Source organism: Rhizobium sp. CFBP 8762, from assembly GCF_014841565.1.
GTDB lineage: Bacteria > Pseudomonadota > Alphaproteobacteria > Rhizobiales > Rhizobiaceae > CFBP-8762.
Genome location: NZ_JACYUD010000002.1, coordinates 418,663 through 433,860 on the forward strand (window position 1 = coordinate 418,663; position 15,198 = coordinate 433,860).

12 protein-coding genes are annotated in these 15,198 nt (G+C 57.1%); 5 read left to right on the forward strand and 7 right to left on the reverse strand.

Annotation, left to right across the window (positions count from 1 at the left end; genetic code table 11):
- Positions 1 to 50: 50 nt before the first annotated feature.
- Positions 51 to 1,634: an ABC transporter substrate-binding protein gene (locus tag IFT84_RS07105; RefSeq protein WP_192117957.1), complete on the reverse strand. Its 1,584-nt coding sequence runs from the start codon at positions 1,632 to 1,634 to the stop codon at positions 51 to 53.
- Positions 1,635 to 1,950: 316 nt separating this feature from the next.
- Here IFT84_RS07105 and IFT84_RS07110 point away from each other — a divergent pair, with 316 nt between their 5' ends.
- The gene (locus tag IFT84_RS07110; RefSeq protein WP_192117958.1) at positions 1,951 to 2,727 is read left to right on the forward strand and encodes a DeoR/GlpR family DNA-binding transcription regulator; all 777 of its coding nucleotides are present in this window, start codon (positions 1,951 to 1,953) and stop codon (positions 2,725 to 2,727) included.
- A gap of 6 nt (positions 2,728 to 2,733) precedes the next feature.
- Here IFT84_RS07110 and IFT84_RS07115 read toward each other — a convergent pair whose 3' ends face one another.
- The 5 genes from IFT84_RS07115 to IFT84_RS07135 form a co-directional block, all read right to left on the reverse strand.
- Positions 2,734 to 3,516, reverse strand: coding sequence for a glucose 1-dehydrogenase (locus tag IFT84_RS07115; protein WP_192117959.1), 783 nt, complete (start codon positions 3,514 to 3,516; stop codon positions 2,734 to 2,736).
- 36 nt (positions 3,517 to 3,552) lie between these two features.
- The gene (locus IFT84_RS07120) at positions 3,553 to 4,341 is read right to left on the reverse strand and encodes an SDR family oxidoreductase (protein ID WP_192117960.1); all 789 of its coding nucleotides are present in this window, start codon (positions 4,339 to 4,341) and stop codon (positions 3,553 to 3,555) included.
- A 74-nt stretch (positions 4,342 to 4,415) separates the two neighbouring features.
- Entirely contained in the window at positions 4,416 to 5,894 is a 1,479-nt protein-coding gene (locus tag IFT84_RS07125; RefSeq protein WP_192117961.1) for a sugar ABC transporter ATP-binding protein, read from the reverse strand.
- A 105-nt stretch (positions 5,895 to 5,999) separates the two neighbouring features.
- Positions 6,000 to 6,929: a sugar ABC transporter substrate-binding protein gene (locus tag IFT84_RS07130; RefSeq protein WP_192117962.1), complete on the reverse strand. Its 930-nt coding sequence runs from the start codon at positions 6,927 to 6,929 to the stop codon at positions 6,000 to 6,002.
- Positions 6,930 to 7,037: 108 nt separating this feature from the next.
- The gene (locus IFT84_RS07135) at positions 7,038 to 8,015 is read right to left on the reverse strand and encodes an ABC transporter permease (RefSeq protein WP_192117963.1); all 978 of its coding nucleotides are present in this window, start codon (positions 8,013 to 8,015) and stop codon (positions 7,038 to 7,040) included.
- Between the two features lie 216 nt (positions 8,016 to 8,231).
- Between IFT84_RS07135 and IFT84_RS07140 the strand changes: the two genes are divergently transcribed.
- From IFT84_RS07140 to IFT84_RS07155, 4 genes are all read left to right on the forward strand, one after another.
- Complete coding sequence (locus tag IFT84_RS07140) at positions 8,232 to 9,041, forward strand: transketolase (protein WP_192117964.1); 810 nt, start codon at positions 8,232 to 8,234, stop codon at positions 9,039 to 9,041.
- Positions 9,041 to 9,997, forward strand: coding sequence for a transketolase family protein (locus IFT84_RS07145; protein WP_192117965.1), 957 nt, complete (start codon positions 9,041 to 9,043; stop codon positions 9,995 to 9,997). Before IFT84_RS07140 ends, IFT84_RS07145 begins: the two co-directional genes overlap by 1 nt.
- Positions 9,998 to 10,127: 130 nt before the next feature.
- Positions 10,128 to 11,615: an FGGY family carbohydrate kinase gene (locus IFT84_RS07150; protein ID WP_192117966.1), complete on the forward strand. Its 1,488-nt coding sequence runs from the start codon at positions 10,128 to 10,130 to the stop codon at positions 11,613 to 11,615.
- A gap of 101 nt (positions 11,616 to 11,716) precedes the next feature.
- Positions 11,717 to 12,694 (forward strand): sugar-binding transcriptional regulator, encoded by a 978-nt coding sequence (locus IFT84_RS07155; protein ID WP_192117967.1) that lies wholly within the window; start codon positions 11,717 to 11,719, stop codon positions 12,692 to 12,694.
- Between the two features lie 139 nt (positions 12,695 to 12,833).
- Here the strand turns inward: IFT84_RS07155 and IFT84_RS07160 are convergent, their stop codons facing one another.
- Positions 12,834 to 15,014: an esterase-like activity of phytase family protein gene (locus IFT84_RS07160; RefSeq protein ID WP_192117968.1), complete on the reverse strand. Its 2,181-nt coding sequence runs from the start codon at positions 15,012 to 15,014 to the stop codon at positions 12,834 to 12,836.
- Between the last annotated feature and the right edge of the window lie 184 nt (positions 15,015 to 15,198).

Genomic DNA, 15,198 nt, shown 5'->3' on the forward strand with positions numbered 1-15,198 from the left:
CTATCATCCATAAGAGGGTCGCGCCGACGAAACGGGCGACCATCCTTGCATCAGGCAGCGGGCCTCGACGCATCCATGGAGCCATCGGGATAGATGTAGAGACCGGCCAGATCCTTCTGCATGGCGTGGATCATGACCGAGGTAAACAGTGACAAGGATGGCATCTTGGATGCAATCAGCGGCATGGTTTCCGTCTGCAGAATGGTCTTGCGTTCTTCCAGCGTTGCAGCGTTGCGCTCCTTGTCGAGGCTGGCATCGATGTCCTTGTCCTCGATGCCGCAGATGCGGTGCGAGGAGGAATGGAAGTGCGTGCGCAGAATGAGGTCCGGCTCCGGCGAACCGGTGGACCAGCCGCAATCGACCATATGGCCAGGGCCGCCGCCCGGACGATGATAAAGCTGCTCGTTCCACGCAGCAGGTTCCAGCACGGTCAGGCTGACCTGAAACCCTTGCTCGTTGAGCATGGCGGTCAGAACCTCACCATATTCTTTGGTCTTGGGGTAAAAGCCGACGGAGGTGATGTATTCCAGCGGCGGCAAACCCGCACCGTTGGGAAAGCCTGCTTCTGCAAGCAGCGCCTGACATCTTTCCGGGTCGAACTTGGGATAGTTTTCAAGATCGACATAGCCAAACTTGACGGGAGATACGAAATTGGCGGAGGCATGTCCCGCCGAACCCAGCACTTCCAGGATCATGTCGCGGTCGATGGCATGGCAGGCAGCGAGGCGGATGCGGGGATCGTCAAACGGTGCCTTAGAGCAGCGGAACCACAGATATTTGTTCTCGACCGACACCACTTCGTTAATGGATATATTCGGATTGCTCTTCAGCGTCTCCACCTGCTCCGGCTCAAGCCGTTCCACAATGGAAGCTTGCCCGTTCATCAACGACAGCATGCGCGTTGTGGAGTCGCCGGTGAAGGTGAAATTGATGCCGGGAATGGCGGGCTTGCCTTTGAAATAACCATCGAAGGCTTCCATGACCGTATCGTTGCCGCGTTGCGCCACGAATTTGAACGGGCCTGTGCCATTCAGCCGCTGCGACAGCACACCCCCTGGGCCACCAGCGATATCCTTGGCGGACATGATTGGCAGGAAGGATGCCAGAAAGATAAATAGATGTGCGGGATAGCCACCCTTGGACGTATCAACGATGACGGTGTAGTCATCCGGCGTCTCGATTGTCAGGGTGTCCGTTGGGCCCGGATACCACTGCGCGGGGCGATCCGGCAGCGCGCCATATTCAAAGGTCGCCTTCACGTCCTCCGCCTTGAATGGCTTGCCATCATGGAACAGGATGCCTTCGCGCAGTTTGATTTGCAGGCGGTGCGGATCAAGCAGCTTGATATCCGTCGCAAGTTCGTAGACGACCTCGCCGGGGTTATCCAGCTTCATCGGCGAGCGGGTCAAAAACCCCATGACGAAGCCTTCGATATTCTTCTGAGACAGGGTGGTGTGTGCGGTCGGGTCCCAGTTGCCCGTGATGTTTTCCGCCGACAGGAAGCTCATGACTTTGCCCGACTGGGCAAAGGCCGACGAAATGAAAAACTCGGGATTTATGTGCATAAATCCGGCAGCCGCAGCCGCGCCCGCTGCTCCCTGAAGAAAGGCGCGACGGTTGATCTCCTTGGTCATATCATTCCCCTTTGTGTATGTCGCGATTGTCCCGTTAGCCTTCTGAGTGAGGCCTTTCCCGGTTGCCGCGGATTGTTGTGCGTGTTTGTTGCATCTTCCAATTCCAGTACGGCCAACATGCCACTGAAATTGAGGGTTGACCACAATAAAACACACAAAAGCACAAAATAATGAGGGTACTACACATTTTGGGCAGGTTGCTTATTGCATATGCACAAATTTCCACATAATGCCTTTTCTATACGCAGTCACGCACTCGTCTTAGCTCATGGGCTTTGTTAGTCTGGCTGCAGGACTTGAGAGGGAGGAAAGACTCATGTGGGCGTCAGAGCGTCAGGCCAAAATTCTCGAAATTTTGAACACCGAGAAACGGGTTGTGACACTCGATCTGGTCGATCTGTTTGACGTGTCTCGCGAGACCATACGCCGTGACCTTCTGGACATGGAAACGGCGGGCGCCCTCCACCGGGTCCATGGCGGAGCGATCTGCGTGGATGGGGGTGTGGCGACCGAGCCTGATTTTGCGGTGCGACTGGAGGCGGGTGCCGAATACAAAGCCGCAATCGGGGCGGCCACCTGTGATTTGATCGGCGATGGCGCAACGGTTTTCGTGGATGCCGGAACGACCACGCGGGCCTTCGCTCATCAGGCCCTGCGCAAGGGCAATTTGAAATTCATTACCAATTCCATCGAGATTGCGCAGATGGCTTCCGGCTCGAACGCGCGGGAAGTGCTTCTGCTGGGCGGACGCCCGCACAAGGATGTACCGGCAACCTATGGGGAACTGACGTTATCGGAAATCGACCGCTTCCATGCTGACTTTGCGGTCCTCTCGCCTGTTGGCCTGCACCCAACGCGGGGGGCCAGCTACTATGAACTGCATGAAGCCGAGGTGGCGCGCGCCATGATCCGGCGCTCTGCCCGCTGCATCATGCTCTGCCATTCTCCCAAGATCGGCGTGGAAAGCCGGGTCGCCGTATGCCGACCGGAGGAAATCGACCACATCGTAACCGACGAACTGGCCGACAAAAGCCTGCGCCTGCCCCGGGGGCAGGTGCACTTCACGTCGCTGGCGAGCGCAGTGTCGGGCTGAGCCCGCTCACGACATGATCAAGCCGCCATCCACGTTGATTGTTTGGCCGGTGATATAGGCGGCATCGTCACTTGCCAGAAAGGTCACCAGACCCGCAACATCCGCGCCGGAACCCGCGCGTTTCATGGGAATACCCTCGACCCATTCTCGCATCAACTCTCCCGGCGCGTAGGTGCCCAGCAGCTTGCCCCACGCTTCGTCATTGTAGGCCCACATGTCCGTCTCGATAATGCCGGGGCAGAAGGCATTGACGGTGATATTCTCGACCGCAACCTCCTTGGCAAGACTTTGTGTGATGCCGACAACGCCCATTTTCGACGCCGCATAATGGGGCGTATAGATGAAGCCGTCACGGGCCTGCCCGGACGCTGTGTTGATGATGCGACCGCCACGCTTGTGCTTGCGCATCCGCGCAATCGCCTCCTGAGCACACAAGAAAACGCCCTTTGTGTTGACGGCCATAACCTTGTCCCACTCGTTTTCGGTCATGTCCTCGATTTTGGCGATGGTAATGACACCCGCATTCTGAATCGACACATCAACGCTTCCGAACGCGGTTTCTGCAGCGTCATAGAGGGAAACAACGCTGGATTTGCTCGTAACATCGCCGACAAACGAAATGGCTTTGCCGCCTTCCTTGTTGATCAGCGCTGCCACGTCATGCACGGCATCTTCGTTCGCCGACACAACGAGGTTAGCCCCTTCCGCTGCGAAGCGTTTGGCAATAGCTGCGCCGATACCGCGACTGGCACCGGTGATGACAACTGTCTTGTTCTGAAACCGGGACATGAGATCTCCTTTGATATGCTGTAGAACCGAATGCAGTTACCAGCAGCAAAAGCCGCCATCGACCAGCAGATCCACACCGGTTACGTAGCTGGCGGCGTTGGACAGCAGGAACACGGCAGGCCCCACCATCTCATCGACGCTTGCCATGCGCTGCATGGGTGTCTGCTCTTCGAACATTTTGGTTTGATGCACCATTTCGGGCCGGGTATTCATGGGTGTTGCGGTGTAACCGGGCGAGATAGTGTTGACCCGAATGCCGCGATCCACCCACTCCATTGCCATGGATTTGGACATATGGATCACGCCGGCTTTGGAAGCGTTGTAATGGCACTGGTTCAAGCCGCGATTGACGATAACGCCGGACATGGACGCGATGTTGACGATGGCCCCTCGCCCGTGTTGCAGCATGGCGCGCGACTGGGCCTGGCAGGACAGGAATATTCCCTTGAGATTGATATCCATCAGGGTCTGATACTGGTCCTCCTCCATATCCTCTGCACGATTGGCATTGGCGATGCCAGCTGCGTTCAAGGCAAGCGACAGGCGACCAAGTTCGGATTCCGTCTGAGCGACCGCATCGGCCAGCGATTGCTTGTCCGTCACATCGGCTGCAATCTGAATGGATTTTCGACCGCTCGCGTGCACAAGCTCGGCGGTTTGCGCAAGGCCGTCATCACTGCGCCGGTCGAGCAGCGCGACATCCGCGCCGCATTGTGCCAGCCCGATGGCAATCCGTTGGCCTATGCCGCTGCCAGCCCCGGTTACAATTGCAATCTCTCCCGATAGATCAAAAAGTCGGGGTGCATTGAGCGTTATGGTTGCCATCGCTCGTCCTTTCCTAAAGCATGTCGCGCAGAAGTGCGCAGCGGTTTTGCGATAACGATATGCAACAACATGTCTTATGCTGTTGCGAGTTCCATGACCGACACATCATTGGCCTGTTCCCGCTCCAGAATGCCCGCCTGATTGCCTTGCGCCAGCACCAGAATACGGTGCGAGACGCCCAGAACCTCCTCAAGATCGGAGCTGACGACGATAACGGCGACGCCCTGGGCAGCAAGGTTCACAATGATGTCGTAAATGCCTGCGCGTGCGCCCACGTCGATGCCACGGGTCGGCTCGTCCAGCACCACGACCCGTGGGTTGCGTGCCAGCCATTTTGCAATCACCACCTTCTGCTGGTTGCCACCCGAAAGGTCCGATGCCAACTGGTCGCTGCGGCCTTTGACGCCAAATTTGGCAATTGCCCTGTCGGCAAAATCCCGTTTCATTCGGCCCGTCAGCCAGCGTCCGCCAAACTGGTCCAGATTGGCATAGACCATATTTTCGCCGATACCGTGTTTGACCACCAACCCCTGAATTTTCCGGTCTTCCGGAACCATGACGATACCATGCGCGATAGCATCGACCGGGCTGCGAAATGCCACATCCACGCCGTCAACACGGATAGTTCCCGATGCAAGACTATCGGCACCGGTGACAGCACGCACCAGTTCCGTGCGTCCGGCCCCGACCAACCCCGCAATGCCCAGAATTTCTCCGGCATGAAGATCGAACGTCACATTACGAAAAGCATTGACGGACGATGTCAGCCCGCTGACCTGCAAAACGGGTTTGTCGGTCGGCTGCGGCACTGGTGGAAACATCCGTTCCAGCGGCCTGCCGACCATGCTTTCCACGACCGTTCTAACCGGCGTGGCGCTATCGGCAAACTCGTTGACCTTCTCGCCGTCCCGCAAGACGATGATCCGGTCCGTGATTTTTTTGATTTCTTCCATTCGGTGGGAAATATAGATGATGCCGACACCCTGCGCCCGAAGCTTGCGCACCTGCTCAAACAAGGCTTCCGTTTCCGCGCCACCCAGAGCGGCGGTCGGCTCGTCAAGGATCAACAGTTTGGCATTCAGGGCCAGCGCCTTGGCAATCTCGATCAATTGCTGGTTGGCGGTCGATAGGCCGGCAACCTTGCGTGTGGCAGGGATATGCAGGTTGAGGCGCGACATCTGGTCCTGTGCCCGCTGAACCATTTTTTGGCGATCAACAACACCGTTGCGCATCGGCCAGCGTCCCAGAAAGACATTTTCGGCAATCGACAACTGCGGCAGCAGCTGCAACTCCTGATGAATGAGCACCACACCACGGTCAATCGCATCGCGTGGAGACGCCGGAGCGTAGGGCTGCCCCAGCCACGTCATGGACCCTTGAGATGGCATCCGCGATCCGGCGATAATACCGGACAAGGTTGACTTACCGGCACCGTTTTCGCCGAGCAGGGCGACCACCTCTCCCGGAAAAACATCGAAGCTGACGTTCTTGACCACCTGAGCCGGGCCATATTGCTTGGATATTCCGCTGAGCGACAACAGTGGTTCAGTCATGGCATGCCTCCCCTTGACCGTGGGCGTTTTCCAGTCGGTCGCCAGAGCGCCGTGCGCCGATGCTGTGGCAACCGACTGGAAAATATGGGATACAGAAACAGACGATCAGGGATGGTTGGCGATAAAGCCGTCCACATTATCCTTCGTCGTCAAGGTTGCCTCGGAAAGTTGCACCGCCGGGACCTTTTCTCCACCGACGATCTTGGCGGCCATATCAACGGCATCGCGACCCATTTTCTGGGTTTGCTGCGTTGCCGTTACGTCAAACACCCCGTTCTTCAAGGCTTCGAGCGCAGCCGTATCGCCGTCAAAGCCACCGACAACGATTGTCTGCGTTGGCTTGGCGACCTTGATAGCCTGTGCAGCGCCCAGCGCCAGACCATCGGCCTGTGCAAACACGATGGAGACATCCGGGTTCGCCTGAAGCATGTTCTGCATGATCTGGAACCCTTCGTCCTGGCTCCAGAGGTTTGACCACTGTTCCGCAACGATTTTGACGTCCGGATAGGCTTTCAGGGCCTCCATGCAGCCTTTGGACCGATCGACTTCCGGCGTGGTGCCCTTCTGCCCGTGAATGATGACCATATTTCCCTTACCGCCAGCCTTGTCCAGAATGTGCTTGCACACGGCATTGGCGGAGGCAACCGAATCGGTTGCAAGGAATGTATCACCCGGCGCACCGTCGGCATTGCGATCGATATTGATGACAGGAACACCGGCATTTCGCGCGAGCTTCACCGGAACGGTGGCAGCGGCCGCACCCGCAGGGATGTAGATGAGTGCATCAATATCCTGGGTCAGCAGATCCTGGATCTGGTTGACCTGCGTTGGGCCATCGCCCTTGGCATCAACGGTTACGACCTCGATGCCGCGTGTCTTGGCTTCCGCCTCGACGGCCTGCTTGATCTGGTTGAAGAAGTTGGCCTGCAGGTTGGCGACCGCCAGCCCCAGCTTTTTCAGTTCCTTGGCCTGCGCGCCACTCATCGAAAGTGCCAGAGCGGCGGCGGATACGAGCAGAATACGTGATAGTTTCATAATTTCCTCCTGTTGAACCCGACCCTCGGCACGTCCTCCGCCCGCAAGGTCATTCATCCGCTTCACTGGTTGAAGGGAATTTTTTCAGCCGGGCGGCGTGCGCCCGGATTATGCTTTCCAGCGGCGCACGGTTTCCGCGCCAACGGCCAGAACAATCACAATGCCGATGATGACCTGCTGGAGAAAGGGCGAGACATTGAGCAAATTCAGCCCGTTTCGCAGTACACCGATGATGAGCACGCCAATCAATGTGCCACCAATGCCCCCGGCACCACCGGTGAGCGACGTGCCGCCAATGACCACGGCTGCAATTGTATCCAGCTCATAGCCGAAGCCACTGGATGGCTGCACAGAGTCAAGCCGCGCTGCGAGTACGATGCCGGCCAGACCTGCCAGAACCGCACACAGGACATAAACACCGATCGTGACCAGATTGACCTTGATACCGGCCAGACGCGCTACCTCGGGATTACCGCCAACGGCATAGACCATGCGGCCCTCGGACCGGTATTGCAGAAAAATCCAGGACAGCAACACCACAGCCAGCATCAGGAAAACCGTCGCGGTCAGCACGCCGAAATGACGGTCAATCGCAAGCATGGTGAACCAGTCGGGAAAACCGACAATCTGTTGTCCGTCGGTGATCATATTGGCGACACCGCGCGCAGCCGACATCATCGCCAGCGTTGCAATGAACGCCGGAACCTGAAAGGCGGTGATTAACAACCCCACCATCAGCCCACTGACCGCAGACACCGCCAGCGCCAGGATGATTGCCAACCCCATAGGAAGCCCGGCAACATTCGCAGCCCAGCCCATGACCATCATGGAAAGCGCCAGAACGGAGCCGACTGACAGATCAATACCGCCGATCAGAATAACGAATGTCATCCCAACGGCCATGATGCCAAGAACCGTGATCTGATCCAGAATGTTCAGACCATTGCGGACAGACAGGAATGTATCCGTACTCACGCTCAGGAAGATGCAAAGCGCCAGAAGCCCGATCAACGGGCCGGTAGCGCCTTTCAGTTTGGCAAACAGATTGGGCGCACTACCGTGCGCCTTCACGTCAATTGCTGACATCGTTCCTCCCACGGATCGGGCCCCAGCCCACCAACTCAACATAAAGAATATTTATTCACAACTGTTGGAAAATGCAATAGCGGGTTTCGTCTTCTCTGTCAATATTGAGTGTTCACGATCTTGCCCAAACCAACGTCCCTCCGCAACAGCACTTGACTATCTCAATTTATGTGTAACAATATTTCTATATGAATATTTATGCATGGGGAGTTTGAGATGCAGGTCAAGGAACTGGAGCAGGTCGCCCGGCAGATCCGTCGACGGGACTTACAGGCGGTTTTTGAGGCGGGCGCTGGCCATATCGGCGGAGAAATGTCCGTCATCGATATGCTCACTGCGCTGTACTTCCGGGTTCTGCGCATAGAGCCGGAGAACCCGACGCACCCGGACCGGGACCGGTTCGTACTGTCCAAGGGCCACACGGCCTGCGCCCTGTATGTGACACTTGCCAAACGGGGGTTTCTTCCGGAATCTGAAATTGAAACCTTTCTTAAACCGCACTCGCGGCTGAACGGTCATCCAAACCGCAACAAGGTGCCGGGTGTCGAGACCAATACCGGGCCGCTGGGCCACGGTCTGCCGGTCGCCGTTGGCATGGCGAAAGCTGCGAAGCTTTCAGGCGCGAACTACCACACCTATGTTATCACCGGTGACGGCGAAATGCAGGAGGGGTCGAACTGGGAAGCCATTATGGCGGCCGCCCATTTCGGGCTGGACAATCTGACGCTGGCGATTGACCACAACCGTTTTCAACAGGGCGCCGCCCTGTCCGATACCAACGATCTGGCCCCTCTGCGCCCCAAGCTGGAAGCCTTCGGTTGGGACGTGACCGAAATCAACGGCAACAGCATGGCGGAGATCGTGCCTGCATTCGAGCATCGGAGCAATCGCCCGCATTGCATCGTTGCCCATACCAACAAAGGTCATGGTATTTCCTTCATGCAGGACACGGTGGATTGGCACCATAAGGTTCCGAGCAAGGAACAGTACCAGATTGCCATGAACGAACTTTCGGAGACCCTGTAATGGACGCGCCTGTTTCAACCCAGAAGCTTTACGATTGCCGGGATGCCTTTGCGCAAACGCTGGAAAATCTCGCTGCACGCGACGAAACCGTGGTTGCGGTGTGTAACGATTCGGTCGGCTCATCCAAACTGGGTGGCTTCAAATCCAAGTTCCCGGAGCGTTTGGTGAATGTCGGTATTGCCGAACAGAATATGATCGGTGTTGCTGCCGGGCTTGCCAATGGCGGGCGTCTTCCCTTCGTCTGCGCCGCGTCCTGCTTTTTGACCGGGCGCGCGCTGGAGCAGATCAAAGCCGACATTGCCTATTCGAACAACAATGTAAAACTCGTCGGGATTTCGTCCGGCATGGCCTATGGTGATCTCGGACCGACACATCATTCAATCGAAGACTTTGCCTGGACGCGGGTTTTGCCCAATCTCCCGGTCATTGCCCCCTGTGATCGGATCGAAACGGCAGCCGCTATCGAATGGGCTGCGACCTACGCGGGACCATGTTTCCTTCGCCTGTCGCGGGTCGGCGTGCCTGATCTATTGCCGGAAGGTCATCAGTTTGAGTTGGGTCGCGCCAATGTGCTGCGGGATGGAACGGATGCAACGCTGATTGCAAACGGCACGTTGACGCACCGCATGATGAAGGCGGCGGTTCTTCTGGCAGCCGATGGCATCAACGTACGCGTCCTGAACATGGCCACAGTGCGCCCTATCGATGAACAGGCCATCATTGCTGCGGCAAAGGAAACGGGTGCAATCGTGACTGCGGAGGAGCATTCCATCTACGGTGGGCTTGGATCGGCTGTTGCGGAAGTCGTGGTCGACAACGCGCCGGTGCCGATGAAACGTCTGGGCGTCCCCGGTATATTCGCGCCAACGGGTTCGGCGGAGTTCCTGTTGGACGAGTTCGGCATGAGCCCGAAAGCCATCGCGGACGCGACAAAGACACTGCTTCAACGCAAGTAAAGCCCTGCAAATAAGAGAGCTTTTTGTTTTAACGCTTTGTCCAGACGTAAAAGCAAGTCCGCTTTTACTAGAAACGCTCTCTCGGGGTCGCAGACCAGCGGCCCTGCATACACCTTGTTTTGGAGACGACATGCAGGCCATTCTTGCAATCGATCAGGGCACCACCAACTCAAAAGCCGTTCTGTTATCGCAGACTGGCGCAGTGCTTGCCCGTGGCTCATCGCCTGTTGGCATTGAGTATCCGCAACCGGGGTGGGTCGAGCAAAATCCTTTGCGAATTTGGCAGTCGGTGTGCGAGGCGGTAAGGGCGTGCCTGGACGGAGCAAGTGGCATTGCCGTGAGCGGCGTTGCCATTTCCAATCAACGGGAATCGGTGACCATATGGGATGCGGAGACCGGAGAGCCCCTCGGACCGGTGATCAGTTGGCAGTGCCGACGAACAGCCGACGATTGCGCACGGTTGATCGACGCGGGACATCTGGACCGTGTTCAAGCGTTGACCGGCCTCCCGCTCGACCCGATGTTTCCCGGACCGAAGATGCGCTGGCTTCTTGACCGCGCCGCAACGGGCAGGCCCGTTCGTCTCGGAACAATCGATAGCTGGCTTATTCATTGCCTGACGAAAGGCAAGGTTCACGCTTGCGATGCCTCGAACGCGGCCCGCAGCCAGGTGTTCGATCTCAGTCGGCAAACCTGGAGCGAGGAGCTGTGCAGGCTTTTCGGCGTCGATGTTGCCGTGCTTCCGGAGGTGCGGGACAGTTCCGGTGATTTTGGCGTCACCGTTGGTCTGCCGGGCGTTGCCGATGGCACCCCCATTCGCGCTGCCATTGGTGATAGTCATGGCGCATTGTTCGGCCACGGAGCGTTTCATCCCGGTGATGGAAAAATGACGTTTGGCACAGGCTCATCGGTCATGACCACATTGTCACGCTTTATTGCACCGCAAGCCGGGATAACAACTACCGTCGCATGGCGGCTGAATGGCGAGCCGACCTATGCGTTTGAAGGAAACATTCTGGTATCCGCTGCCAGCCTTCCATGGATGGCCGAAATACTAGGCTTGCCGAATGTGAGCGCCCTGGTGGAGTTGGCCGCAACAGCAGAACCGGGCGGGCCGGGTTTCGTGCCTGCCTTTGTAGGGCTTGGCGCACCCCATTGGGATTCGCATGCGCGAGCGTTGTTCTCGCAGATCAACTTTAAAACAACGCGGGCGCAAATGGCCCGGGCAGTGACCGATTCCATTGCATTTCAGGTGCGGGACGTGTTCGCGGCCATGCAAAGCCAGACGCAGACCGCGTTCGGCGCGCTGTATGTGGATGGCGGTCCCAGTCAAAACCATTTTTTGATGCAAAGCGTTGCCGATTGCCTGGCCCACCCCGTGATTCAGTGTGAAGCACCCGAAGTATCGGCAATTGGCGCTGCCTATCTTGCCGGGCTTTCGCTGGGCATCTGGCCTAATGTTTCATCCATTGCGACGCTGCCGCGCGAGACCGCCATCATCGAACCCCGGACGCAAGTTGCGGATGCAAAAGCGGACGCATGGCAGGATGCAATTGCTCGCTCGACGTATCGCGTGTCTGCCGGTAAAGGTGATGAGAGCGCGGTTCGATCTGATTGAGGCCGATCGGCGCTCTAACCAATTGTTTTGAAGCATAATCTTGTCGATCCTCGTTTCACTCCGGTCGGATTATGCTCGAAGCATTTACCACTGGAGATCCGATGGGACGTCTCAACGAACTTCGCCTCATTTCGCGCGTCGCGCAGATGTACCATATCGAGCATAAGCGACAGGCCGAGATTGCCCAACATTTGCGGTTATCACAGGCAACGGTGTCGCGTATGCTGAAGCGGGCCGAGGCAGAAGATATCGTCCGCACCACCGTCATCCCGCCTGCTGGAACCTATATTGACCTTGAAAGCGCGTTGCGTGAGCGCTTCAACCTACCCGAAGCAATTGTCGTGGATTGTTCCGAGGACCGGGACGGCGCTATCATGGCGCGCATTGGCGAGGCGGCTGCCCACCTGATGGAAGTCAGTCTTGCACAGGGTGAAATCATCGGCGTTTCCAGCTGGAGCCAGACCATTTTCAAGATGGTCGAAAACATCCATCCGCTGAAAAGTGCGCAGGTGAAGTATGTAGTGCAAACCCTTGGCGGGATGGGGGATCCTTCCGTGCAGACCCATGCAACCCAGTTGACCACACGGCTTGCCCGATTAACGGGAGCCGAGCCGAAGCTTCTTCCGGTTCAGGGGGTTACCACCTCGCGCGAAGCCAAACTGCTGATGATGAGCGACCCGTTCGTTCGTGACACAATTGATCTGTTTGGCAGCATCACACTGGCCATTGTCGGTATTGGGGCGGTGGAACCTTCGGAACTGCTGGCCCGCTCCGGTAATATTTTTTCCGCCCGCGAACTCGCTGACCTCTCGGACGCCGGGGCAGTGGGCGATATATCGCTTCGCTTTTTCGATCAGCAGGGCAACCTCGTCAAAACCCCGCTGGACGAACGGGTCATCGGCATTTCGCTGGAAGACCTGTCAAAAGTTGAGCGTGTTGTTGCACTGGCCGGGGGCCGGGAAAAAACCTCCGCGATTGCCGGAGCGCTGCGGACAGGGGTCATCGATATGCTGGTGACCGACAAATTTACTGCTGAACGTCTGATACGTGAGGGACAGAGCATAATCCGACCGGAGTGAAACGAGGATCGACAAGATTATGCTTCAAAGCAAATTTTTAGAGCGCCGATCTGATTCAATCACATCGAACAGCGCTCTAAACCCCAAAGCATCTAATTGGAAAGCCGGATGAGATCCGGCTTTCCAAGGCTTGATGTATCTACTGAACAGTTCCGATGGACCAGAACATGGTTTCACCGGAGCTTTCGTCCACCCCATCATTGTCAGTTATGACATAGGCTTGACCCTTCGGGTCGATGGCGAGGCTCTCGACCTTGTCCAGCACATAGCCGTTGAGGGATTTCAGGTCTGGCATGAGGTCTCGTACCTCTCCCTTGGCTACGACCGGCAAAGCGCCACCTAATTTGGCAGGTTTCAGGTCAGACAAGGCAATGCGGAAGATTTTCTTGTGTTTGGCTTTGTCACCAATCTGGTTGTCGCGCTCGATGACATAAGCATAGTCACCGTGGATCGTGAGTTCGGAGAGACCATTCCAGGCATCGTCGGCTGCGGCATCCAGCTTGTAATGAACTGCACCCCATTCGCCGGTTTTCGGCGTGTAGGACAAAAGCTTGACCGTATCTTTCGGATCGTCTTTCCAGGGACGCTGCATGGCGATCCACAGAACCTGCTCGTCGCCGGTGCCAACGGCCGCGATGCCTTCGGCACCGTAGTGGGTTTCATTTGCCAGCAACTCGGCGGGGAAAGGGACTTCAGTGATGATCTTACCCTTCGCATCCACCTGATAAAGCGCATGCGGGGTAAGTTTGTCCGTTCTTCCCTCGGAGGCCAGCCAGAAACCACCCTCGCCATCCAGCGTAATTCCTTCGATATCGAGTTTCTGCGCTGGCGCACCGTTTCGAGTCACAACGGTTTTGCCCGTAATACGCGCCGGTTTCGATGTCGCGTCGATCTCGTAAATAGCAGGCTCAGCAGAAAGCACGCTGTCGGAGACGGCGTAAAGCTTGCCATCCACTTTCGGGTCCGCCACAGCGCCGGACAGAGCAGCCCAGCCAAGAGGGCGGCCGTCACTATCCAGATCGGCGATCAGTTGCGGGTAAGCGGCGGGGGCCTCTGTACGCTCGTAGATCATGATATGGCTTCCCGCCGCGCCGTCTTTACGAAGGTCGGCCTCGTTGGCGGTGACCAACAGATTGCGCTGCGCAATAGCGGCGACCCCTTCCGGTGAGATGCCGGATGGCAGCGACTGGACGTAACGAGGCTCCGCACCTGTAACCTGGTAGACTGCAATCAGGGAGGAGCGCTCCTGCGCGATGAAGATCAGCGTATCTTCGCCAAAGCGGGCAACGTCCAGCCCTTCGGGCTCTATGCCCTTTTTATTGCGCTTGTCGGGATAGTGGCCAAGGCGTGCGGCCATGGCTTCCATGGCACCCGCATCTTCATAGGCAACGCTGCCATCACGGTTGAAGATGGTGAAGCTGCGAGAGCCGCCATTCAGATCGCCCTCATTGGCGGTCACCAAGCGGTCGTCACCCAGCCACTTGATGCTATCGGGCTCGCGCGGCACATCATCCATGGAACCCGTAAAGCGCAATGCGCCGTCTTTTTTGGTATCGATGTTTTTCAAAGACACCGTACCGGCTGAAAAGTCCCCTACAATCTTCGCCGTCTTGCCATCAACGATGACGACGTGGTTGTTTTCCTGTAAGGTGACAGCCACCTCATCGCGGCTGTTGAACGACACGAACTCGGGCTCCGGGTCTTCCGTCGCAATGCCTGCAATGCCGGTCAGATCAACCTTTTTAAGGCTATTACAGTCGATACCCGTGTCCGACACGTCAACCAACGTCAGAAAACCGGCTGGCAGTTGCGGCATAGCGCCCTTGTTGACCTCTTCGTCGCGCTCGTTTTCGATGGCGATGGCCAACAGCGAGCCGTTGCGGTTGCGGGCGACCGAGTCTGGCTGTCCGCCGAGGTCACAGCTGGCGATTTCGGTTTTGCTTGCCAGATCAACCACCGCAAGACGACCGGAAGGCTGTGCCTTGGTTTCAGACGTGTTAACCCCGACAAAGACGCGCGAACCGATGATCGTGACCGATGTCGGCTCACCTTTCATCGGCAGAAAACCGGTGGCTTTCGGTGCCTTGGCATCCGTAATGTCCACAAAGCCGATGCCGCCTGCCGGGCTGTCAGAATAAACCAGCGTCATGCCATCATCCGAGGCGGCCACGATTTCAGCCGAAGTGGCTTTTGCTTGCGCGTTGTTTTGTGCAATCGCCAGACTGGCAATGCGGTTAAACGACGATTGCGCCAGTGCGGGCGACGCCGCAGAGGCGAGCAAAGCAAAGGCAAACGCGGCACGGAATGGTTTTGTCGACACGGTAACTCCTGTGATCTGACCCAGACGATGCTGTTGCGATAGGCGTGCCGCACAACGGATGGATGACAGTTTCACGACAATACCGTGACATGCCCCATCCGTCAGTTTGCTTGGGCGGTGCTTTGTTACGAAACATTGCGACTCTGTCAGGGAACAAAACCGTGTTTATGAACGTTTGTTCATC

Coding starts and splice junctions, on each gene's coding strand:
- IFT84_RS07105 (WP_192117957.1), bottom strand. CDS start 1,634: ATGACCAAGGAGATCAACCGTCGCGCCTTTCTTCAGGGAGCAGCGGGC.
- IFT84_RS07110 (WP_192117958.1), top strand. CDS start 1,951: ATGTGGGCGTCAGAGCGTCAGGCCAAAATTCTCGAAATTTTGAACACC.
- IFT84_RS07115 (WP_192117959.1), bottom strand. CDS start 3,516: ATGTCCCGGTTTCAGAACAAGACAGTTGTCATCACCGGTGCCAGTCGC.
- IFT84_RS07120 (WP_192117960.1), bottom strand. CDS start 4,341: ATGGCAACCATAACGCTCAATGCACCCCGACTTTTTGATCTATCGGGA.
- IFT84_RS07125 (WP_192117961.1), bottom strand. CDS start 5,894: ATGACTGAACCACTGTTGTCGCTCAGCGGAATATCCAAGCAATATGGC.
- IFT84_RS07130 (WP_192117962.1), bottom strand. CDS start 6,929: ATGAAACTATCACGTATTCTGCTCGTATCCGCCGCCGCTCTGGCACTT.
- IFT84_RS07135 (WP_192117963.1), bottom strand. CDS start 8,015: ATGTCAGCAATTGACGTGAAGGCGCACGGTAGTGCGCCCAATCTGTTT.
- IFT84_RS07140 (WP_192117964.1), top strand. CDS start 8,232: ATGCAGGTCAAGGAACTGGAGCAGGTCGCCCGGCAGATCCGTCGACGG.
- IFT84_RS07145 (WP_192117965.1), top strand. CDS start 9,041: ATGGACGCGCCTGTTTCAACCCAGAAGCTTTACGATTGCCGGGATGCC.
- IFT84_RS07150 (WP_192117966.1), top strand. CDS start 10,128: ATGCAGGCCATTCTTGCAATCGATCAGGGCACCACCAACTCAAAAGCC.
- IFT84_RS07155 (WP_192117967.1), top strand. CDS start 11,717: ATGGGACGTCTCAACGAACTTCGCCTCATTTCGCGCGTCGCGCAGATG.